The organism is Pseudomonas sp. RL_5y_Pfl2_73, from assembly GCF_963970515.1.
GTDB lineage: Bacteria > Pseudomonadota > Gammaproteobacteria > Pseudomonadales > Pseudomonadaceae > Aquipseudomonas.
This window is the reverse complement of sequence record NZ_CAXAPD010000008.1, coordinates 94,224-116,116: the sequence shown is the minus strand read 5'-3', so window position 1 is coordinate 116,116 and position 21,893 is coordinate 94,224. Positions and strand designations below refer to the sequence as shown.

At 60.0% G+C, this 21,893-nt stretch carries 19 protein-coding genes and 1 pseudogene; 5 read left to right on the top strand and 15 right to left on the bottom strand.

Translation table 11 applies throughout. The features are described 5' to 3' along the window. Positions 1 to 136: 136 nt before the first annotated feature. Genes AACY42_RS10210 through AACY42_RS10195 form a run of 4 tightly spaced genes read right to left on the bottom strand, consistent with a single transcriptional unit; the run spans position 137 to position 3,604 of the window. Positions 137 to 1,294, bottom strand: a complete 1,158-nt coding sequence (locus AACY42_RS10210; RefSeq protein WP_339479039.1) for an osmoprotectant ABC transporter ATP-binding protein OsmV — start codon at positions 1,292 to 1,294, stop codon at positions 137 to 139. Then, on the bottom strand, positions 1,291 to 1,944 hold the full coding sequence (locus tag AACY42_RS10205) for an ABC transporter permease (RefSeq protein WP_339479037.1): 654 nt from the start codon (positions 1,942 to 1,944) through the stop codon (positions 1,291 to 1,293). The genes AACY42_RS10210 and AACY42_RS10205 overlap by 4 nt, the downstream gene beginning before the upstream one ends. A 15-nt stretch (positions 1,945 to 1,959) precedes the next feature. After that, a complete protein-coding gene (locus AACY42_RS10200) occupies positions 1,960 to 2,862 on the bottom strand; it encodes a glycine betaine ABC transporter substrate-binding protein (RefSeq protein ID WP_339479036.1) in 903 nt (300 codons plus the stop codon). 25 nt (positions 2,863 to 2,887) lie between these two features. Continuing rightward, on the bottom strand, positions 2,888 to 3,604 hold the full coding sequence (locus tag AACY42_RS10195; RefSeq protein WP_339479035.1) for an ABC transporter permease: 717 nt from the start codon (positions 3,602 to 3,604) through the stop codon (positions 2,888 to 2,890). 332 nt (positions 3,605 to 3,936) lie between these two features. On the opposite strand from AACY42_RS10195, the gene AACY42_RS10190 reads away from it, so the two are divergent. Next, entirely contained in the window at positions 3,937 to 5,520 is a 1,584-nt protein-coding gene (locus AACY42_RS10190; protein ID WP_339479034.1) for a peptide chain release factor 3, read from the top strand. Positions 5,521 to 6,066: 546 nt separating this feature from the next. On the opposite strand, the gene AACY42_RS10185 is transcribed toward AACY42_RS10190, so the two are convergent. Continuing rightward, positions 6,067 to 6,426, bottom strand: a complete 360-nt coding sequence (locus tag AACY42_RS10185) for a DUF6124 family protein (protein WP_339479033.1) — start codon at positions 6,424 to 6,426, stop codon at positions 6,067 to 6,069. Between the two features lie 684 nt (positions 6,427 to 7,110). On the opposite strand from AACY42_RS10185, the gene AACY42_RS10180 reads away from it, so the two are divergent. After that, entirely contained in the window at positions 7,111 to 7,359 is a 249-nt protein-coding gene (locus AACY42_RS10180) for a hypothetical protein (protein WP_339479031.1), read from the top strand. A gap of 184 nt (positions 7,360 to 7,543) precedes the next feature. On the opposite strand, the gene AACY42_RS10175 is transcribed toward AACY42_RS10180, so the two are convergent. The 9 genes and pseudogenes from AACY42_RS10175 to AACY42_RS10135 form a co-directional block, all read right to left on the bottom strand. After that, entirely contained in the window at positions 7,544 to 8,524 is a 981-nt protein-coding gene (locus AACY42_RS10175; protein ID WP_339479029.1) for a peptide ABC transporter ATP-binding protein, read from the bottom strand. After that, entirely contained in the window at positions 8,524 to 9,492 is a 969-nt protein-coding gene (locus tag AACY42_RS10170) for an ABC transporter ATP-binding protein (RefSeq protein WP_339479027.1), read from the bottom strand. The genes AACY42_RS10175 and AACY42_RS10170 overlap by 1 nt, the downstream gene beginning before the upstream one ends. Positions 9,493 to 9,502: 10 nt before the next feature. Next, the gene (locus AACY42_RS10165; protein WP_339479025.1) at positions 9,503 to 10,414 is read right to left on the bottom strand and encodes an ABC transporter permease subunit; all 912 of its coding nucleotides are present in this window, start codon (positions 10,412 to 10,414) and stop codon (positions 9,503 to 9,505) included. Positions 10,415 to 10,424: 10 nt separating this feature from the next. Further along, positions 10,425 to 11,435, bottom strand: a complete 1,011-nt coding sequence (locus AACY42_RS10160; protein ID WP_047229029.1) for an ABC transporter permease subunit — start codon at positions 11,433 to 11,435, stop codon at positions 10,425 to 10,427. 74 nt (positions 11,436 to 11,509) lie between these two features. Further along, positions 11,510 to 13,105 carry an ABC transporter substrate-binding protein gene (locus AACY42_RS10155; RefSeq protein ID WP_339479024.1) on the bottom strand — a complete coding sequence of 532 codons (1,596 nt, stop codon included), beginning with the start codon at positions 13,103 to 13,105 and terminating at the stop codon, positions 11,510 to 11,512. A 75-nt stretch (positions 13,106 to 13,180) separates the two neighbouring features. Beyond that, positions 13,181 to 14,596 (bottom strand): OprD family porin, encoded by a 1,416-nt coding sequence (locus AACY42_RS10150; RefSeq protein WP_339479023.1) that lies wholly within the window; start codon positions 14,594 to 14,596, stop codon positions 13,181 to 13,183. 171 nt (positions 14,597 to 14,767) lie between these two features. Next, on the bottom strand, positions 14,768 to 16,369 hold the full coding sequence (locus AACY42_RS10145) for an ABC transporter substrate-binding protein (RefSeq protein ID WP_339479022.1): 1,602 nt from the start codon (positions 16,367 to 16,369) through the stop codon (positions 14,768 to 14,770). Positions 16,370 to 16,675: 306 nt separating this feature from the next. Beyond that, positions 16,676 to 18,301: an ABC transporter substrate-binding protein gene (locus AACY42_RS10140; protein WP_339479021.1), complete on the bottom strand. Its 1,626-nt coding sequence runs from the start codon at positions 18,299 to 18,301 to the stop codon at positions 16,676 to 16,678. A 331-nt stretch (positions 18,302 to 18,632) separates the two neighbouring features. After that, positions 18,633 to 18,838: pseudogene (locus AACY42_RS10135) on the bottom strand (ABC transporter substrate-binding protein); the annotation flags it as partial. 307 nt (positions 18,839 to 19,145) lie between these two features. Here AACY42_RS10135 and AACY42_RS10130 point away from each other — a divergent pair. The 3 genes from AACY42_RS10130 to AACY42_RS10120 all read left to right on the top strand — a co-directional run bounded on the left by AACY42_RS10130 (position 19,146) and on the right by AACY42_RS10120 (position 21,042). After that, a complete protein-coding gene (locus tag AACY42_RS10130) occupies positions 19,146 to 19,346 on the top strand; it encodes a nucleoid-structuring protein H-NS (protein WP_339479205.1) in 201 nt (66 codons plus the stop codon). A 932-nt stretch (positions 19,347 to 20,278) separates the two neighbouring features. Further along, a complete protein-coding gene (locus tag AACY42_RS10125; RefSeq protein WP_339479020.1) occupies positions 20,279 to 20,662 on the top strand; it encodes a DUF6124 family protein in 384 nt (127 codons plus the stop codon). A 134-nt stretch (positions 20,663 to 20,796) separates the two neighbouring features. Continuing rightward, positions 20,797 to 21,042, top strand: coding sequence for a hypothetical protein (locus tag AACY42_RS10120; RefSeq protein WP_339479019.1), 246 nt, complete (start codon positions 20,797 to 20,799; stop codon positions 21,040 to 21,042). A gap of 96 nt (positions 21,043 to 21,138) precedes the next feature. Here AACY42_RS10120 and AACY42_RS10115 read toward each other — a convergent pair whose 3' ends face one another. After that, positions 21,139 to 21,855: an SIMPL domain-containing protein gene (locus AACY42_RS10115; RefSeq protein ID WP_339479018.1), complete on the bottom strand. Its 717-nt coding sequence runs from the start codon at positions 21,853 to 21,855 to the stop codon at positions 21,139 to 21,141. Positions 21,856 to 21,893: the final 38 nt, after the last annotated feature.

Genomic DNA, 21,893 nt, shown 5'->3' with positions numbered 1-21,893 from the left:
GTCTTTGAGGTGTTTCAGGGACATTTGTGCGGCTCCATTCGCGAGCAAGCCCGCTCCCACACTGGGCTGCGGTCAACCACAAATAGTAGGCTGACGCAGACCAGTGTGGGAGCGGGCTTGCTCGCGAAGGCTTCAGTCAGGCCAACGCCATCTCGGCGGGCGAGACAATGCTGGTTTTGCCCCCGCGCGAACGTCCGGAACTCAGGTACTCGGCAATCGACTCCTGGGTCACTTCCCCGAGGAACACCCGCTCGGCGTCCATCACCGGCAGCCACGAACGGTTGAGCTCGTACATGCGCGACAGCAGGATCCGCAGGTGTTCGTCGTATGCCGCTGTGGCGTTGAATTCGCTCAGGTACTGCGAGCAGGCGCCGGTCTGACGGTGCAGGTCGCGGCGTCGTACAAAGCCCAGGGCCTTGTTCTCGACGCAGGTCACCACCAGGTAGCGACGGTCATGTTCGTCCATCAACTCCAGTGCCTCACCCACTGTCGTCTCCGGGCTGACCGACGGGGCGTTGTCCGCCGCGTCTTCGGCCTTGACCAGCAACAAGCGCTTGAGCGTGCTGTCCTGACCAACGAAGCTGCTGACGAACTCGTCGGCCGGATGGGCCAGCAGCGTGTCCGGGTGATCGAACTGGACCAGCTTGCCGGCGCGGAAGATCGCAATCTTGTCCCCCAGCTTGATCGCTTCGTCGATGTCGTGGCTGACCATGATCACGGTCTTGTTTAGCGCCCGCTGCATCTCGAAGAACTCGTTCTGGATCATCTCGCGGTTGATCGGGTCGACCGCGCCGAAGGGTTCGTCCATCAGCAGCAGCGGCGCATCGGCCGCCAGGGCACGGATCACGCCGATCCGCTGCTGCTGACCACCGGACAGTTCACGGGGGTAGCGATGCAGGTACTGCTTGGGTTCGAGCTTGATCATGCTCATCAATTCGCGGGCGCGGTCGTGGCATTTCTGTTTGTCCCAGCCGAGCAGGCGCGGGACTACGGTGATGTTTTCCTCGATGGTCATGTTCGGGAACAGGCCGATCTGCTGGATCACGTAGCCGATGTTGCGACGCAGGGTCACTTCGTCCAGGCCGGTGGTGTCTTCGCCGTTGATCAACACCTTGCCCGAGGTGGGCGGGATCAGGCGATTGATCATCTTCAGCGTGGTGCTTTTGCCACAGCCCGACGGCCCGAGGAACACGCAGATCTCGCCTTCGTTGACGGTCAGGTTCACCGAGTCCACGGCCTTGACGTCTTTGCCGTTGCTCTTGAAGGTTTTGCTGAGGTTTTGAAGTTCGATCATTTCAATAGTCCTTTAGGAGTCAGCGAGCGTTGCAGCCATTGCAGAAGCAGGTCGGCGAAGATGGCCAAGAGGCTGACCAGCACGGCGCCGACGATCAGCATCGACATGTCGCTGCGGCTGATGGAAGCGAGGATGAGCACGCCCAGGCCACCGGCGCCGATGGTGGCGGCGATGGTCATGACGCCGATGTTCATGACCACGGCGGTGCGTACGCCGGCCAGGATCACCGGCACGGCGATGGGCAGTTCGACCATGCGCAGGCGCTGGCCGAAGGTCATGCCGATGCCACGGGCCGCTTCGCGGATGCCCGGTTCGACGCTGGTCAAGGCCAGGTAGGTGTTGCGCATGATTGGCAACAGGGAATAGAGAAACACTGCGGTGATCGCCGGCATTGGGCCCAGGCCTTGGCCGAACTTGGAATAGAACGGCAGCAGCAGGCCGAACAACGCAATCGACGGAATCGTCAGCAGCACCGTGGCGCTGGCCTGCAATGGGCCGGCGAGCGCCGGGAAACGGGTCATGAAAATACCCAGCGGTACGCCGACCACAATCGCCAGGGTCACGGCGATGCCCACCAAGGTGATGTGCTGCCAGATCAGGTTCAGTACCAGCGGCCAGTCCAGGTGGGAAAAGGCGTCAAGAAAATCCATGGCTTTTCCTCCAGGTCATTGGGTTGAGAGCAGGGCGTGCTGGCGCAGGAAATCGGCGGCAACGGCGGAAGGGCTTTCGTGGTTGACGTCCACGCGGGCGTTGAGCTGGCGCATGGTTTCATCGTCGAACAATTCGGCCAGGGGTTTGAGCTGCGCGACCAGGTGCGGATTTGCATCCAGAGTCGTCTGGCGCACCACGGGCGCGGCGGTGTAGTCCGGGAAGTACTGCTTGTCGTCTTCCAGCAGTTTCAGTTTGAACGCGCTCAGGCGCCCGTCGGTGGTGTACACCAACCCGGCGAATACCTGGCCGTTGCGCAGGGCGGTGTAGACCAGGCCTGCGTCCATTTGCCGGATATTCTTGCGGGTCAGGTTCATGCCGTACAGCTTGACCATGCCATCCAACCCGTCGAAACGGTTGGCGAACTCGGTGTCCAGGGCCATCAGGTGATTTTCATCGGCCTCGGCCTGTAACACGGTGTTCAATTGGCTGATGGTGTTGATCTGTGGATATTGCTGCGCGATTTTTTCCGGCAAGGCCAGGGCATAGGTGTTGCTGAATTTCGACGGCGTCAGCCAGGTCAGGCCTTTTTTTGCGTCGACTTCTTTCACTCGTGCGTAGGACTGGGCGCTGTCGAGTTTCTCCGTGATGTGGTTGTAGGACACCAACGACACGCCGGTGTACTCCCAGAGCAGGTCCAGTTGTCCGCTCTCCTGGGCGCTACGGGCCAGGTTGCTACCAAGTCCGCCGGTGATCTGCGCGTTGTAGCCTTTGTCGCGCAGGTATTGGGCGGTGATTTCTGCCAGCAGCGTCTGCTCGGTGAACACTCGGGCGCCGAGGCGAATCAGTGGTTTTTCAGCGGCCTGGGCAAATCCTGCGAACAGCAGGACGCAGCCCAGTATCAAGCTCAATTTCTTCATAATGATTCCTTTATTGCGGCCTGGTTTATGACGCTCGCAGGCCACGTTCCAGCCAGAGGCGGCTGGCCAGTATCGCCAGACCGTCGAGCAGCAATGCCAGCAGGGCGGTGCACACGGCACCGAGCAGCAGTTGCGGCTGATTGTTCAAGGCGATGCCGGGGAAGATCAGGCTGCCAAGGCTGTTGGCGCCGATCAGGAAGGCCAGTGGGGCAGTGCCGACGTTGATCGCCAGTGCCACCCGCACGCCACCGACGATGATCGGTATGGCGTTGGGCAGCTCGACTTTCCACAGCACCTGGCGTGGGGTCATGCCGATGCCGACGGCGGCTTCCTTGAGGGAGCCCTGGACGTTTTTCAGGCCTTCGTAGGTGTTACGCACGATGGGCAGCAGCGAGGCGAGGAACAGGGCGAAGATGGCGGGACCACTGCCGATGCCCAGGATGCCCAGGGCGATGGCCAGCACGGCCAGGGGCGGTACGGTGTTGCCGATGTTGAACACCTGCATGAAGCGTTCGGCGCTCCCGACCATGCCGGGGCGGCTGAGGGCGATGCCGGCGGGAATGCCCACGAGCAGGGCCGCCAGCATGGAAGCGAGTACCAGCAGCAGGTGCGCTTGCAGGTAGAACAGCAGATCGTCGTGGTAGTGTTGGATCGTATCGATGCCGATCCAGTGGACCAACAGGGCCAGGAGGGCGACGACGACCGCACCTCCGATAAGCCCTTTACCATAGCGGATAGCCACAGGCGGACTCCTTTGTCTTTCAGTCGGCGCACGCTTTCCCAGGCGGCAAACCATCACGGGTTGCCGGGAAAACGTTCGCGAGAAGCAGCTCTTTTCCGTGCCGGTAAAACGGCAGGACCATCGAGCCATGAGCGCAGCCTCGTCAGGCTAACTTGCTGATTTTTAAGACCCTTACGAACAGCCGTAACAGGGTGGTGGACGCCTCCACGTTGTTAAATGTTCCCATGCCAGGGAAGATCTGGCCACCCTGGATGTGCTCAACGGTTCGGTTCCTGGCGCAAGTTGAGCTATAATCGCCGCCCTTTTTTGAATCACCTGCCAGGCGATTTCCCATGACCAAACAGGCCGCCGAAGTCGCGAAACGCCGCACTTTCGCCATTATTTCCCACCCCGATGCCGGTAAGACCACCATCACCGAGAAGCTCTTGCTGATGGGCAAGGCGATTGCGGTCGCCGGCACGGTGAAATCTCGCAAATCCGACCGCCATGCCACCTCCGACTGGATGGAAATGGAAAAGCAACGGGGTATTTCCATTACCACGTCGGTCATGCAGTTCCCGTATCGCGATCACATGATCAACCTGCTCGACACCCCGGGCCACGAAGACTTCTCCGAAGACACCTATCGCACCCTGACAGCGGTGGACTCGGCGCTGATGGTCCTCGACGGCGGTAAAGGCGTCGAGCCACGGACCATCGCGCTGATGGACGTCTGCCGCCTGCGGGACACACCGATTGTCAGCTTCATCAACAAACTCGACCGCGACATCCGCGACCCGATCGAGCTGCTCGACGAGATCGAAGCGGTCCTGAAGATCAAGGCAGCGCCGATCACCTGGCCGATCGGTTGCTACCGCGACTTCAAGGGCGTGTACCACCTGGCCGACGACTACATCATCGTCTATACCGCTGGTCACGGGCATGAGCGCACTGAAGTCAAGATCATCGAGAAGCTCGACTCCGACGAAGCGCGCGCACACCTGGGCGACGAGTACGCGCGTTTTGTCGAGCAACTGGAACTGGTGCAAGGCGCCTGCCATGAGTTCAACCAGCAGGAGTTCATCGACGGTCAATTGACCCCGGTGTTCTTCGGTACCGCCCTGGGCAACTTCGGCGTGGACCATGTGCTCGACGCCGTGGTCGACTGGGCCCCGCGCCCGCTGGCCCGTGTCGCCAACGAGCGTACCGTGGAACCGGTGGAAGAGAAGTTCACAGGCTTCGTGTTCAAGATCCAGGCGAACATGGACCCCAAGCATCGCGACCGCATCGCCTTCATGCGCATCTGCTCCGGCAAATACGAAAAAGGCATGAAGATGCGCCATGTGCGCACCGGCAAGGACGTGCGCATCGGCGACGCCTTGACCTTCTTCTCCTCGGAACGCGAGCAACTGGAAGAAGCCTTCGCTGGCGACATCATCGGCCTGCATAACCACGGCACCATCCAGATCGGCGACACCTTCACCGAAGGCGAAGCCCTGGGTTTTACCGGCATCCCGCACTTCGCTCCGGAACTGTTCCGCCGCGTGCGCCTGAAGGATCCGCTCAAGTCCAAGCAACTGCGCCAGGGCCTCCAGCAACTGGCCGAAGAAGGCGCCACCCAGGTGTTCTTCCCGACTCGCAGCAACGACATCATCCTCGGTGCCGTCGGTGTGCTGCAGTTCGACGTTGTCGCCAGCCGCTTGAAAGAGGAATACAAGGTCGAATGCTCCTATGAGCCGATCACCGTGTACTCCGCCCGTTGGATTGAATGCGACGACAAGAAAAAGCTCGAGGAATTTTCCAACAAGGCTGTGGAAAACCTCGCGCTGGACGGCGGCGGTCACCTGACCTACCTGGCCCCGACCCGGGTCAACCTGGCGCTGATGGAAGAGCGCTGGCCGGACGTGAAATTCCGCGCGACGCGGGAGCATCACTAAGCGCTGAGCTGAAAAATCAAAACCCCGTTGCGAAAGCAGCGGGGTTTTTTTTGGCTTGTCCGTGTCCTGAACATGAATAATTAACTGTGGGAGCGAGCCTGCTCGCGATAGCGGTGGGTCAGCCTGCCTGGATGTTGGATGTGCCTGCCTCTTCGCGAGCAGGCTCGCTCCCACACTGGATCTTCAGTGGGCAAGAAAAATATGTTCGGCACAGTTTCTTCTGTGGGAGCAAAGCTTGCTCGCGATAGCGGTGGGTCAGCCTGCCTGGATGTTGGATGTGCCTGCCTCTTCGCGAGCAGGCTCGCTCCCACACTGGTTTTGTGCCAGTCCTCAATTTCCCGGTCATCCATAGTCCCCTGTGGGAGCGGGCTTGCTCGCGAAAGCGGTGGGTCAGCTCGCCTGGATGTTGGATGTGCCGACCTCTTCGCGAGCAAGCCCGCTCCCACGCTGGATCTTCAGAGAACAGAAAATTTGTGTTCGGCACAGATTCTCTGTGGGAGCGAGCCTGCTCGCGATGGCGGCAAGTCAGCTTGCATGGGTAGGTTGCTAACGCGGATCGGCAATATCCAGCGCCCGATTCGCCAGCAGCTCACTCACCTCAATCACTTGCAGGATCCCCATCGCAACATGCCGGCGAGAGCCTTCAAGGTCGAATGCCAAGTCGCTGATCATGGCGTTGGCGGAGGCCAGGTTTTCGCTGAGGTTGGCGAGCAGGCTTTCGCTATCAATCCCCTCCACGACGGTCAAGAGCTGAGCTGCTCGCGGCTCTTTCTTGGCTTTGGCTTGTTCCGGCTTCAAGTAATAATCGAGCGCCCGTTCAGTGGCTTCGTGGAATTTTTCCGGGTCGAGGCTTGAGTAGGACGAGGTGGGGTCTGATTCTGGCGGGTTGGGTGTGGCTTTGGACATGGTGAATCTCCTGAACCTGATTGAGCCGCCATGACTTGTCGCTAAGCAAGTAGGGGTGGCGGCTGGACGCAGGTTAGCGAACCGGGGGTACAGGAGCCCGGCAGACCCAAAGGTCTCCCGCGCACAGCCGCCATTGCAACGATTGCAGACATGACATCCACAATGAAATCAGAAGCGCTGTTGCATCCATACCGATTCGGGTCGCTAAACCCGATCACTGATGAGCAGTGACGGGAACCAAGCTACCGATACGGATCAAGGCGCACAAACCGGCGGATTCTGGCTGAGTTGTAGGCAAAGGTGCAAGACGATGTAGCCTCAGGACTAGCGCTCCATGTTACTGGGTATTTGTCTGTAAGGCTTAATGCGTAGCCACTAAGGGGGCGGGTGTCAGCACCATTGTCATGCGGACCCAACCTGTGGGAGCAAAGCCTGCTCGGGAAAGCGGTGGGTCAGCTTGCCTGGATGTTGGATGTGCCGGCCTCTTCGCGGGCAAGCCTTGCTCCCACGCTGGTTTTTGAGTGTTAGTGGGTTTGGAGATAACACTTATTCGAAACCAATCTGTCGGGTAGTGGCATTTCTGGTGGTTCGGCAGCGTCCTATCTGGTGAACCGGCCTGTTCAGAACTAGATTTTCTTGAGCACCGTCGGGCCCCGGCTTTATCCGGAAAAGAGGGAAATGGCTATGAGTAAGCTGCTACGCATGATGTTTTTGCTGAAGGTGTTGGTGATGCTGTCCCTGGGCTCCACAGCGGCGTGGGCGGAGTGCGATGAGCATGAGCAGCACGCGTCGAGTGGCTCGGTGGTTCAAGGTGAGTTGATGCTTGCCGCGACCGATGCGGACGCCGGTGATCCGGACGATGGCGAGGATGATGCTTCGCCGATTGATACGCCGGACGATGATGAAGATGAAGAGGGCGATAGCCAGACGTAGATATCCAACATAAAAAACCCTCCAGCCTGGTCGGGCTGGAGGGTTTTTTATTTCCCGTGGCGAGGGAGCTTGCTGGACTCTGTAGGAGCTGGCGAAGCCTGCGATCTTTTGATCTTTCGCTTGGGATTCAAGTGTCCTTGGAAAGATCGCAGCCTCGTTGCACTCGGCAGCTCCTACGCAGCTCCTACGCCGCGCCGTCGAGGAACTGCTCGGCGTAGTGACACGCCACCAGCCGATTATCGAGCGGGCGCAACGCCGGCTCTTCAGTCTTGCAACGCTCGGTCGCGTACGGGCAGCGCTTGTGGAAGGCGCAGCCGGATGGCGGGTTGAGCGGGTTGGGCAGTTCGCCGACGATCTTGATCTTCGGCTTGTTCGGGTCCGGGTGGATAGTTGGGGTGGCCGACAGCAGCGCTTGGGTGTACGGGTGCAACGGGCGGCTGTAGATGTTCTCGTTGGGGCCCATTTCCACTGGGCGGCCGAGGTACATCACCATCACGTCGTCGGCGACGTGCTGCACCACCGCCAGGTTGTGGGAAATGAACACGTAAGCGGTGTTGAACTCTTCCTGCAAGTCCATGAACAGGTTCAGCACCTGGGCCTGGATCGACACGTCCAGCGCCGACGTCGGTTCGTCCGCCACCAGCACCTTGGGTTGCAGCATCATGGCGCGGGCCAGGGCGATGCGCTGGCGCTGGCCGCCGGAGAACATGTGCGGGTAGCGCTGGTAATGCTCGGGGCGCAAGCCCACCTGCTTCATCATCGCCTGGACTTTCTCGCGCCGCTCGGTGGCCGACAGGTTGGTGTTGATCAGCAATGGCTCAGCCAGTTGATCACCGATTTTCTGCCGTGGGTTGAGGGACGCATAAGGGCTTTGGAAGACCATCTGCACGTCTTTGCGCAATTGCTTGCGTTCGGCCTTGTTGGCGCCGGCCACTTCCTGGCCGGCGATTTTCAAGGAGCCGGAGGACGGCTCTTCGATCAACGTCAGGGCCCGTGCGAGGGTGGATTTGCCGCAACCGGACTCGCCCACCACGGCCAGGGTCTTGCCGGCTTCCAGTTCGAACGACACACCGTTGAGGGCGCGCACGTTCGCATGGCCCTTGAACATGCCACGGGACACTTCGTAATGACGGGTCAGGTCACGGGCGGTAAGTACGACGGCCATCACGCCACCTCCTGGTTCAACGGGTAGAAGCAGCGGGCGAGGCTGTTGGATTTCGGATCGAGGGCCGGGCGTTGTTGACGACAGTTGTCTTGCACATACGGGCAGCGCGGCGACAGCAGGCAACCTTGTGGGCGGTCGTAGCGACCGGGCACGATGCCGGGCAAGGTCGCCAGGCGTTCGGCGCCCATGCTGTGCTCCGGAATCGCCGCCAGCAGCGCTTCGCTGTAGGGGTGGGCCGGAACGTCGAACAGCCCCGGCACCTGGCCCACTTCCACCGCTTGGCCGGCGTACATCACGCACACGCGCTGGGCGGTTTCAGCCACCACGGCGAGGTCATGGGTGATCAGCACCAGGCCCATGTCCTGCTCTTTTTGCAGGGCCAGCAGCAGGTCCATGATTTGTGCCTGGATGGTCACGTCCAGGGCGGTGGTCGGTTCGTCGGCGATCAACAGTTTCGGCTCGCCGGCAATCGCCATGGCAATCGCCACACGCTGGCTCATGCCACCGGACAGTTGGTGAGGGTAGGCGTTCATGCGGCTGGCGGCGCCCGGGATCTCGACTTTTTCCAGCAGTTCGATGGCGCGTTTACGCGCGGCCTTGCCGGACATCTTCAGGTGCAGGCGCAGCACTTCTTCGATCTGGAAACCCACGGTGTAGCTGGGGTTGAGGGCGGTCATCGGGTCCTGGAAGACCATCGCCAGGTCCTTGCCGACGATCTGCCGGCGCTGGCGGTTGCTCAGCTTGAGCATGTTCTTGCCGTCGAAGTTCAGCGCGTCGGCGGTGACGATGCCGGGGTGTTCGATCAGCCCCATCAGCGCCATCATGGTCACGGATTTACCGGAGCCCGATTCGCCGACGATGGCCAGGACTTCGCCTTTTTCTACGCTCAGGTCCAGGCCGTCGACCACCGGCACAGCGGTGGCATCGCCGAAGCGAACGTTGAGATTCTTGATTTCTAGCAGTGACATGGGAATCTCCTCAGGCGGCATTCTTGAGTTTCGGGTCCAGCGCATCGCGCAGCCCGTCGCCCATCAGGTTGATTGCCAGCACGCTGAGCAAAATGGTCAAGCCAGGCAGGCTCACGACCCACCAGGCGCGTTCAATGTAGTCACGGGCCGAAGCCAGCATGGTGCCCCACTCAGGGGTGGGCGGTTGCACGCCAAGGCCGAGGAAGCCCAGGGCGGCGGCGTCGAGGATCGCCGAGGAAAAGCTCAGCGTTGCCTGGACGATCAGTGGTGCCATGCAGTTGGGCAGCACGGTGATGAACATCAGGCGCGGCAGGCCGGCACCGGCCAGGCGGGCGGCGGTCACGTAGTCGCGGTTCAGTTCGCCCATCACGGCGGCCCGGGTCAGGCGCACGTAGGACGGCAGCGAAACGATGGCGATGGCGATCACGGTGTTGATCAGGCCTGGGCCGAGGATGGCGACGATCGCCACGGCCAGCAGCAAGGACGGCAGGGCGAGCATGATGTCCATCAGGCGCATGATGGTCGGGCCGAGGATGCGCGGGAAGAACCCGGCGAACAGCCCCAGCAGGATGCCCGGGATCAGCGACATCACCACCGACGACAAGCCGATCAGCAGCGAGAGGCGCGACCCCTGGATCAGTCGCGAGAGCAAATCGCGCCCCAGTTCGTCGGTGCCCAGCAAAAACTGCAGTTGACCGCCTTCGAGCCAGACCGGCGGGGTCAGCAAAAAGTCGCGGTACTGCTCGCTCGGGTCATGGGGGGCGACCCACGGCGCGAAGAGCGCGCAGAACACGATCAGGGTCATGAACAGCAGGCCGGCGACGGCGCCCTTGTTGCGGGAAAACGCTTGCCAGAATTCTTTGTACGGGGACGGGTACAGCAGGCTTTGATCGACTGCTACCGCGGTAGTTGGAGTACTCATGGTTTTGATCTCAGCGCTGGTGACGGATGCGTGGGTTGGCAAAGCCGTAGAGGACGTCCACGACGAAGTTGACCAGAATCACCAGGCAGGCGATTAACAGGATGCCGTTCTGCACCACGGGATAGTCCCGGGCGCCGATGGCTTCGATCAGCCACTTGCCGATGCCCGGCCAGGAGAAGATCGTTTCGGTCAGGACCGCACCGGCCAGCAGCGTGCCGACTTGCAGGCCGACCACTGTCAGCACCGGGATCAGCGCGTTGCGCAGGCCATGCACGAACACCACCCGCGAAGGCGACAGGCCCTTGGCGCGGGCGGTGCGGATGTAGTCTTCGCGCAGCACTTCGAGCATCGAAGAGCGGGTCATGCGGGCGATCACCGCCAGCGGAATGGTGCCCAGCACGATGGCTGGCAGGATCAGGTGGTGCAGGGCGTCGAGGAACGCCCCCGGCTCATCGGCCAGTAGGGTGTCGATCAGCATGAAGCCGGTTTTCGGCTCGATGTCGTAGAGCAGGTCGATCCGTCCCGACACCGGCGTCCAGCCCAGGGACACCGAGAAGAACATGATCAGGATCAGGCCCCACCAGAAGATCGGCATCGAGTATCCCGCCAGGGAGATGCCCATCACCCCATGGTCGAACAGGGACCCTCGCTTGAGTGCCGCGATCACCCCGGCCAGCAGGCCCAGGATACCGGCGAACAACAGCGCGGCCATGGACAGTTCCAGGGTCGCGGGAAACAGGGAACTGAACTCTGTCCATACGCTTTCACGGGTACGCAGCGATTCGCCGAGATCGCCCTGGGCCAGTTTGCCGATGTAGTCCAGGTACTGGGCATACAGTGGTTTATTGAGGCCAAGGCGTTCCATTGCCTGTGCATGCATTTCGGGATCGACCCGACGTTCGCCCATCATCACTTCCACGGGGTCGCCGGGGATCATGCGAATCAACGCGAAGGTCAGCAAGGTGATGCCGAAGAACGTGGGGATCAACAATCCCAGTCGGCGGGCAATAAAACTAAACATCTTCAGGTGTACCTCATCAGCCGGTTAGGCGTGCTCGGTAGCCCTCGGATAAGGGATACCGAGCGTTTTCTGATCTACTTCACCTGAGTGGTGGCGAAGTTGTTGGTGGTGAGCGGGCTAATCACATAGCCCTCTACGTTGTTGCGCATTGCGGTGAACATACGGGTGTGGGCCATGCTGATCCACGGTTGGTCCTGGTTGAAAATCACCTGGGCCTGTTCATAGAGCTTGATGCGTTCTTCAGGGCTCACAGTGGCGCGAGCCTGGTCGATCAGCGCCTGGAATTTCTCGTTGCACCAGCGCGCGTAGTTCTCGCCGTTCTTGGCGGCCTCGCAGCTGAGCATAGGCGTCAGGAAGTTATCCGGGTCGCCGTTGTCGCCCGCCCATCCGGCGGACACCATGTCGTGCTCGCCGTTTTTCGCGCGCTTGAGCATTTCGCCCCATTCCATCACGCGGATATCGACCTTGATCCCGACTTTCGCCAGGTCGGCCTGCATCATCTGCGCGCCGAGCATCGGGTTGGGGTTGGTCGGGCCGCCGCCGTTGCGGGTGAACAGGGTGAACACGGTGCCTTCCGGCACGCCGGCTTCCTTGAGCAACTGGCGAGCCTTGTCCAGGTCGCGGGTCGGGTTCTTCAGGTCGTGGTTGAAACCCAGCAGGGTCGACGGGTACGGGTTGACCGCCACCGTGGCGTTGCCCTTGCCGAACAGCGCGTTGACGTAGGCTTCCTTGTCGAAGGCCAGGTCGATGGCTTTGCGCACCCGCACGTCGCTCATGTATTTGTGGCTGGTGTTCAGGGCGGTGTAGGAAACGGTCATCGCATCCAGCTCGGCGACCTTCAGGTTCGGGTCTTTCTTGATGCTGGGGATGTCATCGGGTTTGGGGTACAGCGCGATCTGGCACTCGTTGGTCTTGAGCTTCTGCATGCGCACGTTGTTGTCGGTGGCGATGGCCAATATCAGCGCATCCGCCGGCGGCTTGCCACGGAAGTAATCCGGGTTGGCCTTGAAGCGCACCTGGGCATCCTTGTTGTAGCGCTGGAAGACGAACGGCCCGGTGCCGATTGGCTTGCTGTTGAGATCGCCGGTCTTGCCGGCCTTGAGCAACTGATCGGCGTACTCGGCTGGGTAGATCGAGGAGAAGGCCATGGCGATGTCGGCCAGGAACGGCGCTTCACGGCGGGTCAGACTGAACTTGACCGTGTGCTCGTCGACTTTCTCGACGCTCTTGAGCAGTTCCTTGAAACCCATGCTTTCAAAGTACGGGAAACCCACGCTCGACAGTTTGTGCCAGGGGTGATTCGGGTCCAGCTGGCGCTGGAAGCTCCAGACCACGTCGTCGGCGTTCATGTCGCGGGTCGGCTTGAAGTAGTCGGTGGCGTGGAACTTGACGCCCTTGCGCAGGTGGAAGGTGTACGTCAGGCCATCGTCACTGATGTCCCAGGATTCGGCCAGGGCCGGAATCACTTCGGTGGTGCCGGGCTTGAAATCGGCCAGGCGATTGAAAATGGTTTCCGCCACGGCGTCGGCGGTGACTGCAGTCGTGTACTGGACCATGTCGAAGCCTTCCGGGCTGGCTTCTGTGCAAACCACCAGGGGTTTGGCCGAGGCGCCAACGGCGACACTCAGCAGCGCAGCGGCGATGGCGGCGCGTAGGGGGATCATGTTCATCGTCAATCCTCTGCAATCGGGTAATTGGCAAAAGACCGGGCGGGCGACCTTGTGAGTCGACCGCCCGGTGGCAGTTTAGAGAATGTTGAACGGGATGATGGTGACCAGGCGGAACTCGTTGAGGCTGCCGTCGGCCTGATTGTCGCTGGCGCGGTGCGCGGTGTAGGTCGCACGGATCGCGGTGGCTTTCAGTGGGCCGCTCTGTACGGCATAGGATGCGCCGATGCCGTATTCGTAGTGGTGCTCACCGTCCATGGCCCGTACATCGCTATAACCGGTGCTGTTGTAGTGAGTACCGTCGATGCCCCAGCCGCGCGCCTGGTAGATGTTGAACTTCAGGCCCGGCACGCCGTATTCGGCCATGTTCAGGCCGTAGGCGATCTGGAAGGATTTCTCGTTCGGGCCGTTGAAGTCCGACAGCAGGGAGTTGGCCAGGTAGATGCCGTTGGTTTCGTGCAGATAGTCGAAGTACTCGTTACCGTTCACTTCCTGGTACGAGAACGTCAGGCTATGGGCCTGGTGCGTCAGGCCGAACGACAGGGAGTAGGTGTCGTTGTCGATCTCGCCCAGTTTGCTTTTGCCCGAATCCATGGTCTTGTAGTAGTTCAGGCCGGTGGTCAGGCTCAGCATCGAGCTGTCGCCCAGCTCGTGGGTGGCGCCGAAGTAGTACTGGTTCCACATGTCTTCAGCCTGGGTCGCCCAGAGGCTGGTCTTCAGGCTGGCCAGAGGCTGGTAGGTGATGCCTGCCGTGTTGACGTGATCGGTTTCAACGCTGCTGTCGCCGTATTCGGAACGGAATTTGCGCTGGCTCTCTTCGGTACGTGGCGAGTTGCGGTCGAAGGTGGCGATGTCGAAGCCCAGGTTTTCGAACTCTTCGCTGTGCAGGCTCACACCCTGGAAGCTGGAGGGCAGGGCACGGTTGCCGATGACGTCGACCATCGGGCTGTTGAAGTTCTGGCGGCCGGCAGTCAGGGTGGTGTTGGAAACGCGGGCCTTGACGTTGGCCAGGCCCAGTTTGCTCCACTGGCCTACGGCGTCGCCGCCTTCGCGGGTCAGGGTACGGTTGTTACCGGCGCCAGGACGGGTGGTCGGTGCACCGCCATTGTTGGACGCCAGGTCCTTGCGATCCTGGTCCAGGGCGATGACGTTGTAGGCGGCCAGCTCGGTGCTGAAGCCCACGGTGCCTTCGGTGAAGCCCGAGTTGTACTTGATGATGGTGCCTTGCAGCCAGTTGATACGGCGGTCGGTCTCGCGTGCTTCGCCGTTCTTGCGATAGGTGAGTTTCGCGCCGCGCTTGAATTGCTCGTTGGCGTACCAGTTGCGTGTGCTGCCACTGACGGATTGGCCGTCGATGAAGCCCTTGGCTTCGCTTTGCTCGCTGGTGGTCTTGAGGGTCACCGGGGTGACCGCCTGGCTCTGGGATTCAGCATACGCCGTGGCGGTGATGCTGCTGATGGCCAGGGCCAGTAACGCGGTGCTACTCAGTTTCATGGGTAAAGCTCCTTTTTTTCTTTTTAATGCCGTTCTTTTTTGGTGATACGGCTATCGGTTTTTGCAACTCAATCACAGCTAGCAAACGTTTGCATGGCGCCTGATCGGCGAATTATGGCAAGACGTCTGCGTGAGGGCTTCAACGGAAACCCTCGCTGTGTGGCTATACGGTTATGGGTTCAGGCTGACGCCCGAGAACACGTTGCGACCGAAGGGGCTGACCTTGAACCCTTCGACTTTGCCACTCAGTGGCTGGTTGACCGTCGAGTGGGCAACAGGGGTGATCGGCACTTGCTGCTTGAGCAACTGCTGGGCCTGCTTGTAGAGCACGGTGCGCTGGTCGCGGTCGGTGACGACCTTGGCCTGCTTGATCAGCTTGTCGTAGTCCGGGTCACACCACATGGAGTAGTTGTTGCCGCCAATGGCGTCGCAGCTGTACAGCGTGCCCAGCCAGTTGTCCGGGTCGCCGTTATCACCGGTCCAGCCGATCAGGCTGATGTCGTGCTCGCCGTTCTTGGTGCGCTTGATGTACTCGCCCCATTCGTAGCTGACGATCTTCACCTTCAGGCCGATCTTCGCCCAGTCGGCCTGGAGCATTTCGGCCATCAGCTTGGCGTTGGGGTTGTAGGGGCGTTGCACGGGCATGGCCCAGAGGGTGATTTCGGTGCCGTCCTTGACCCCGGCGGCCTTGAGCAACTCCTTGGCTTTTTCCGGGTTGTAGGGAGCGTCCTTGATGGTCTCGTCGTAGGACCATTGGGTCGGCGGCATGGCGTTGACCGCCAGTTGCCCCGCCCCCTGGTACACGGCGTTGAGAATGCCTTGCTTGTTCACCGCCATGTCCAGCGCCTGGCGCACTTCGACCTGGTCGAACGGCTTGTGGCGGGTGTTATAGGCGATATAACCGAGGTTGAAGCCGGGTTTCTCGATCAGTTGCAACTTGGGGTCGTTCTTCAAGGCCGGCACATCGGCCGGACGCGGATGCAGGGTGACTTGGCATTCGTTGGCCTTGAGCTTCTGCACCCGTACCGATGCGTCGGTGTTGATGGAGAAGATCAGGTTGTTGAGCTTGACCCGTTCCGGCGCCCAGTACTGCTGGTTGGCAACGTAGCGGATGTTGGAGTCTTTCTGGTAGCTCTTGAACTCGAACGGCCCGGTGCCGATCGGTTTCTGGTTGATGTCGCTCGGCTTGCCGCTCTTGAGCAACTGGTCGGCGTACTCGGCCGACAGGATCGCGGCAAAACTCATGGCGATGTTCTGGATGAACGCGGCGTCCACGCTGTTGAGGGTCATGACCACGGTCAGCGGCCCGGTCGCTTCCACCTTGGCGATGTTCTTGTTCAGGCTCATGCCGTTGAAGTACGGGAACTCGGTGGGGTAGGCCTTGCGGAACGGGTGCTGCGGGTCAAGCATGCGGTTGAAGGTGAACACTACGTCGTCGGCGTTGAAATCCCGGGTCGGTGTGAAGTAGTTGGTGGTATGAAACTTCACCCCTTCGCGCAGGTGAAACGTGTACTTCAGGCCGTCTTCGGAAATGTCCCAGCTTGTTGCCAGCCCTGGGACGACATTGGTCGCACCTTTTTCAAACTCGGCCAGGCGGTTGTACAGCGGCTCGGCGGCATCGTTGTCGGTGGCCGTGGTGTATTGCGCGGTGTCGAAGCCGGCGGGGCTGCCTTCGGAACAGAACACCAGGCTGCTGCCAGCAGCCTGGGCTGCGGATGTCGTGGCCAACAGGCCGGTGCTCAGCAATGCGGATAAAACCAAGGTATGGCGCATGACGCTCCCTCTCTCGTTCGGGGTGTTTTAACAGTGAACCGGTGTCCTTCCGGGGACAGGTCCGGAACACTGAGCTCATTCCATTGCGTCGCGATGCCGCAGGATCAGCAAGCCGTCCAGGCCTCGACGGGAGGCGTCGTGGGCCAGGCGGTAAATGCGTAATGCCTGGAAGACTTATGGGAAAGGGCGACACGTCCTAAACCAACTGCTGTGGTATGCAGTGCTTTTGGATGTAGGCGGTTTCCTGGGTCTTGGTCTCGGCAGATACAGCAACGGCGACGTTGAGGACGCCGCCGTTGCCTGTCTTTATTTGCTGACGCTGACGCCGTAGAAGGAGTTCAAGCCAAATGGGCTGATCTTGAAATCCTGAACGTTGGCGCGCATGGGTTGATACACCGTCGAGTGAGCGATAGGTGTCATTGGCACGGCATCCTTGAGGACGTGTTGTGCCTGTTTGTACAGTTCGGTGCGCTTGGCTTGGTCGGTGGTGCGCTTGGCTTCCTTGACCAGACCGTCGAATTTCTTGTCGCACCATTTGGAGAAGTTGTTGCCGGCCAGCGAGTCGCAGCCGAACAGCACGTTGAGCCAGTTGTCCGGGTCACCGTTGTCGCCGCTCCAGCCGATGATCATCGCCTGGTTCTCGCCGCCCTTGGAACGCTTGATGTACTCGCCCCATTCGTAGCTGACGATGTTGACGTTCAGGCCGATTTTCTTCCAGTCGGACTGCAGCATCTCGGCCATCAGCTTGGCGTTCGGGTTGTACGGACGCTGCACCGGCATCGCCCACAGGGTGATGTTGGTGCCTTCCTTGACGCCGGCTTCCTTGAGCAGCGCCTTGGCTTTCTCAGGGTCGTACTTGGCGTCCTTGATGGTGGTGTCGTAGGACCATTGGGTTGGCGGCATGGCGTTGACAGCCAGCTGGCCAGCGCCCTGGTAGACCGAATCGATGATCTGCGGCTTGTTGACCGACATGTCCAGCGCCTGGCGAACTTTCAGGTCGGCCAGAATGTTTGGCTCATTGCTGCCCTTGATCTTGTCCATCACGTTGTAAGCGATGTAGCCCAGGTTGAAACCCGCCTGGTCAGGCATTTTCAGCGCTTTATCTTCCTTCAGGGACTTGAGGTCGGCCGGGCGTGGGAAGAGGGTGATCTGGCATTCGTTTTTCTTGAGCTTCTGCATGCGCACCGACGGGTCGGTGGTGATGGCGAAGATCAGGTTGTCGATCTTCACGTCGTCAGGCTTCCAGTAGTCCTTGTTCCCGGTGTAGCGGATGTTGGAGTCTTTCTGGTAGCTCTTGAACACGAACGGGCCGGTGCCGACCGGCTTCTGGTTGATGTCCGCGGGCTTGCCTTCCTTGAGCAACTGGGCGGCGTATTCGGCGGACTGGATCGAGGCGAAGCTCATGGCCATGTTCTGGATGAACGCGGCGTCGACATCCTTGAGGGTGAACTTGACGGTGTGGTCGTCGACTTTATCGATCTTGGTGATGTTGGTGTCCATCCCCATGTCGGTGAAGTACGGGAACTCGGTCGGGTAGGCCTTACGGAACGGGTCATCCTTGCTGATCATGCGATCGAAGGTGAACAGCACGTCGTCGGCGTTGAATTCGCGGGTCGGCTTGAAGTACGGGGTGGTGTGGAACTTGACACCTTCACGCAGGTGGAAGGTGTAGGTCAGGCCGTCTTCGGAAATATCCCACTTGGTTGCCAGGCCAGGAATCACAGCGGTGCCGCCGCGTTCAAACTGGGTCAGGCGGTTGAACATGGTCTCTGCAGAGGCGTCGAAGTCGGTTCCGGTGGTGTACTGACCAGGGTCAAAACCGGCCGGGCTCCCTTCGGAGCAGAACACCAGGTTAGTCGCGGCTTGGGCGAAAGGTGCGCTGGCTAATAAGCTTGCGCCGACTAAAAACGGAATGACCGCTTGTTTAAGCATGTTGGCCTCATGATTTGTTGTCATTTTTGGATTTGAGGGCGACCTCGTGAGTCGTCCTGCGGATACTTATGCAGGCCCCATACCCAATGCAAGATCCAGAGCGGTCACAAACCCGAAACAGTGGTACGAACGTACCTTAATGTCGCATCCGTGTAACTTTCGGCGCATTTGATCGTTTGCGCGTGTTTTTTCGAGGTAAATCGCGCTCTTTTCGGGTGCGTTTGGCGGCCGCAATGCACCGGAAATGGGCGGGTGTTACTTCTTCAAACCCGCGCCGTAGACGGGTGTGAGGCCGAATGGGCTGAGTTTGAAATCCCTGTTTATCGCTCCAGTCAGTTGTCGGGTTATCGGAGGACTCGATGTAAATCATTGCAGCATGTTCGCCAGTTTTTGCACGCTTGATGTGCTTGCTTCACTCATGCTGACGATGGTCTTGATCCTTTTCTGCTGGAGCATGTGTGCCGGCATTCGTGCGTTAGGGAGGGACGCGCGTTGCACCGTCATTGCCCATAAGTTGAGGGTGGTACTCGTCGCAACCTGCGGCTTCCCTGGGTGGCGCCTTGTCGTTTCGGGGGCGAGGCTGTCCGGTCACACACCCGTCAGGCCTGTGGGAGCAAAGCTTGCTCGCGAGGCGGCCTGACAGCCGACCTGGCTCTCCCGGTCATACTCCGATCCAACTGTGGGAGCGAGCCTGCTCGCGAAGGCGGCCTGACAGCCGGCCAGGGTTTTGTTGGTGGGGTACATATCCATTGCTGCGGTAACGGCTGCTTAGGGTTCCGCCCTGACGGCGGCTCACTTTTGAGACGCCCGGAAGCCGGCCCAGTCAAAAGTAAGCAAAACGCTTTTGCCCCACCACTTGGTGCCTCGCTTAGGCTCGGCATGCCCGAACGAAGGCATTGCTCCGTGGGCCCGCCGCGAAGGGCCATCCATGGCCCAGCGCGGCTATCCCGGCATCCATGCCGGGATGCCCACTGCGCAATGCCTGCGTTCGGCCATCGTGGTTAACGGGGCGCCCGAGATCAACGTCCACGACGAGGCGGCCTAGTAGCCGACCTGGTTCTCCCGGTCGTACACCCATCCGATCTGTTTGAGCAGGACCTGTGGGAGCAAAGCTTGCTCGCGAGGCGGCCTGACAGCCGACCTGTCTCTCCCGGTTGTACTTCGATCAAACTGTGGGAGCGAGCCTGCTCGCGAAGGCGGCCTTGTAGCCGGCCTATCTTTTCACGGATGTACCCGATCAGTTGTGTGTGGATTTGTTCGCGAAGGTCGCCTGAAGGCCCTGGTGTGAAGGTTGGTCATTTCATGCCTAAGAAAAATATGTTGACTTTTCAAGTAGACCTAATCTTTCGCTGTCCACATTCCATAAAACGTGGACAGTTCCCCGTGCTGTTTTTTGAGCTGTCAAAAATATTTACGAGTCCGTTCTGAGAAGATCCCAGCAGAGGTCGAAGCAATATGCCTATGTCCCGCCGACTACCAAACCCGTGGCGAGGGAGCTTGCTCCCGCTGGGGCGCGAAGCGGCCCCAAGAGCAGCGACTGCATCCATCTGACGTACCGAGGTGTCAGGTTTGGGGCCGCTTCGCAGCCCAGCGGGAGCAATCTCCCTCGTCACGGGGGTTGCAGCGCCAGGAGGTGTGATGAGTCATTCATTTTTGTCGGAAGGATCACCGGCCCCGAAAGGAAACATCCCACAGCTTTTTAGGGTTGTCGCTCGGAAGTGGGCTCTCTAACCTTTGAACGTCGCTGCCATCCAGCGACCGGGTGTGGAAACCTGAACCTTTTAACAGTGCATGGCTGAACATCGTGTTGCCGACGTCTCATTTCGTCTGCAAACTGCGTCTTGGCGGCTGTGCGTGGGCAGACTTCGGTCTGGCCGGGTCCTGTTAACCGGTATTTCCACCCCGCGTACCGCTGCCACCTATTGTCGCGTGGAAACGACACAGGGATGGTTCCAATTTTATACAGGAGTATTACATATGGATAAGTCAGTCCCCGACCCACCCTTCAACAAAACCAACCCCCTTTCCGGCTTCGATTCCATCGAAGACCTACTCAAAGACCGCGCCGCCGCCGAGCGGGCACTTAACCATTACCTCAACCCAAAAAAACTAGAGCCAAGCACCGATCAGCGCATCGACAGCCTGTTCTCCGTCACCGCCAAAGCCGACGCTGACACACTACTGACCAGCACCTCCGAAACCCTGGCCTCGATAAAAGCCATGGCCGAGGACCTGGCCTTTGAAGTGGAGGGCACGCGGCGCAGCGTGGCGCTGGGGATTCATCAGTTAGTGGAGTTGTGCCAGTTGCTGGTGGACAAGGCGTTGGATCAGTTGGAAGCGCCGGCGAGCCCAGCACCTTGAGAGCCTCTGTACAGGCATACACCTGACAGATCTGACAGTAGCGACGCTGCGCACCTGGAGGTAGGTTGGATCCAGGCGCGCTCCACTTCTGTAGCGATGCCGTCATTACTTAATTCATTGGAAGAGGTGTAATCATGGCCGCTAAAGAAATTCGCATATCTATCGAAGACCTGGATCGTGACGGTAGCCCTGAGGTTCTATTTGAGTTCTACAGCGGTAAGGAGCTTGATTTTTCAACCTCTGTGTCCTCCTCGTTGAAAAATGGTCGCTACGACAAGGTGGACGTAAAAGGAGATGCCGACGGAGATGGCGATTTTGATGCGCAGGATGATGAATTGTTCATCCAGCTCGCTAAAGCGGCCGTTGCCTTGCTGAAATAAGAATGTGATGTAAGGACCGTGTCGCCAGGCTAAGGGGTCCTTCCACAACAGGCGGATCAATTGCCATGAGTGCAATTGACCCGCCCCCTCGAATGGTTACTGCATCAACACCTCAACCATCCCTTCCGCCGTCATCGACACCTGGCTGGTGCCCGCTTCCACTTCAGGCGTAACCGACCCTGCATCCATCGACGCCGCTTTCATCATCATCTGCGGGCGCATGTACGGTTGTGGATAACCATTGGTATTGAAGTTCAGGTTGACGATTTTGTAACCCTTGCCGCCCAGGGCGTCGGTGGCCAGTTGGGCGCGGGCCTTGAAGGCGTTGACGGCGTCCTTGAGCAGGGCATCTTCGCTGCTTTTGCGGGTGGCGGTGGCGATGGCGAAGTCCATGCCGGCCATTTTCAGGTCGCCCAGCAGTTCGCCAGTGAGTTTGGACAGGGCGGCGAAGTCGGCGCTTTCCAGGCGCAGTTCGGCGCGCTCGCGCCAGCCGGTGATTTTCCCGCCTTTGTTGTCGTAGACCGGGTAGCTGTTGCGGCTGCCTTGGCGCAGGTTGATGTCCTTGACCTGCTTGGCCTGGCCGATGGCTTTGTTCAGCGTGGTGCTGACGGCGGCGGCGAGTTTGGCCGGGTCGGTGTTCTGTTCCTCGGTGTAGAGGGTGACGATCATCAGGTCGCGGGCCACTTCCTGGCTGACTTCGGCGCGCAGGGAGATCTGGTTGTAGTGAAGCTCATCGGCGGCCAGGGCCGGCAGGCTGGCGACGGTGCCGAGGCTGAGGGCGAGCAGGGCAGCGGGGCGACTGAACGTGTGCATGAAAGCTCCTTGGAATGATGCGCAGGGGTTGGTTCCGG

What these genes read in the sequence shown, in the direction of transcription:
- AACY42_RS10210 (WP_339479039.1), bottom strand. Translation starts at nt 1,294, where the DNA reads ATGATCGAACTTCAAAACCTCAGCAAAACCTTCAAGAGCAACGGCAAA.
- AACY42_RS10205 (WP_339479037.1), bottom strand. Translation starts at nt 1,944, where the DNA reads ATGGATTTTCTTGACGCCTTTTCCCACCTGGACTGGCCGCTGGTACTG.
- AACY42_RS10200 (WP_339479036.1), bottom strand. Translation starts at nt 2,862, where the DNA reads ATGAAGAAATTGAGCTTGATACTGGGCTGCGTCCTGCTGTTCGCAGGA.
- AACY42_RS10190 (WP_339479034.1), top strand. Translation starts at nt 3,937, where the DNA reads ATGACCAAACAGGCCGCCGAAGTCGCGAAACGCCGCACTTTCGCCATT.
- AACY42_RS10185 (WP_339479033.1), bottom strand. Translation starts at nt 6,426, where the DNA reads ATGTCCAAAGCCACACCCAACCCGCCAGAATCAGACCCCACCTCGTCC.
- AACY42_RS10180 (WP_339479031.1), top strand. Translation starts at nt 7,111, where the DNA reads ATGAGTAAGCTGCTACGCATGATGTTTTTGCTGAAGGTGTTGGTGATG.
- AACY42_RS10175 (WP_339479029.1), bottom strand. Translation starts at nt 8,524, where the DNA reads ATGGCCGTCGTACTTACCGCCCGTGACCTGACCCGTCATTACGAAGTG.
- AACY42_RS10170 (WP_339479027.1), bottom strand. Translation starts at nt 9,492, where the DNA reads ATGTCACTGCTAGAAATCAAGAATCTCAACGTTCGCTTCGGCGATGCC.
- AACY42_RS10165 (WP_339479025.1), bottom strand. Translation starts at nt 10,414, where the DNA reads ATGAGTACTCCAACTACCGCGGTAGCAGTCGATCAAAGCCTGCTGTAC.
- AACY42_RS10160 (WP_047229029.1), bottom strand. Translation starts at nt 11,435, where the DNA reads ATGTTTAGTTTTATTGCCCGCCGACTGGGATTGTTGATCCCCACGTTC.
- AACY42_RS10155 (WP_339479024.1), bottom strand. Translation starts at nt 13,105, where the DNA reads ATGAACATGATCCCCCTACGCGCCGCCATCGCCGCTGCGCTGCTGAGT.
- AACY42_RS10150 (WP_339479023.1), bottom strand. Translation starts at nt 14,596, where the DNA reads ATGAAACTGAGTAGCACCGCGTTACTGGCCCTGGCCATCAGCAGCATC.
- AACY42_RS10145 (WP_339479022.1), bottom strand. Translation starts at nt 16,369, where the DNA reads ATGCGCCATACCTTGGTTTTATCCGCATTGCTGAGCACCGGCCTGTTG.
- AACY42_RS10140 (WP_339479021.1), bottom strand. Translation starts at nt 18,301, where the DNA reads ATGCTTAAACAAGCGGTCATTCCGTTTTTAGTCGGCGCAAGCTTATTA.
- AACY42_RS10125 (WP_339479020.1), top strand. Translation starts at nt 20,279, where the DNA reads ATGGATAAGTCAGTCCCCGACCCACCCTTCAACAAAACCAACCCCCTT.
- AACY42_RS10120 (WP_339479019.1), top strand. Translation starts at nt 20,797, where the DNA reads ATGGCCGCTAAAGAAATTCGCATATCTATCGAAGACCTGGATCGTGAC.
- AACY42_RS10115 (WP_339479018.1), bottom strand. Translation starts at nt 21,855, where the DNA reads ATGCACACGTTCAGTCGCCCCGCTGCCCTGCTCGCCCTCAGCCTCGGC.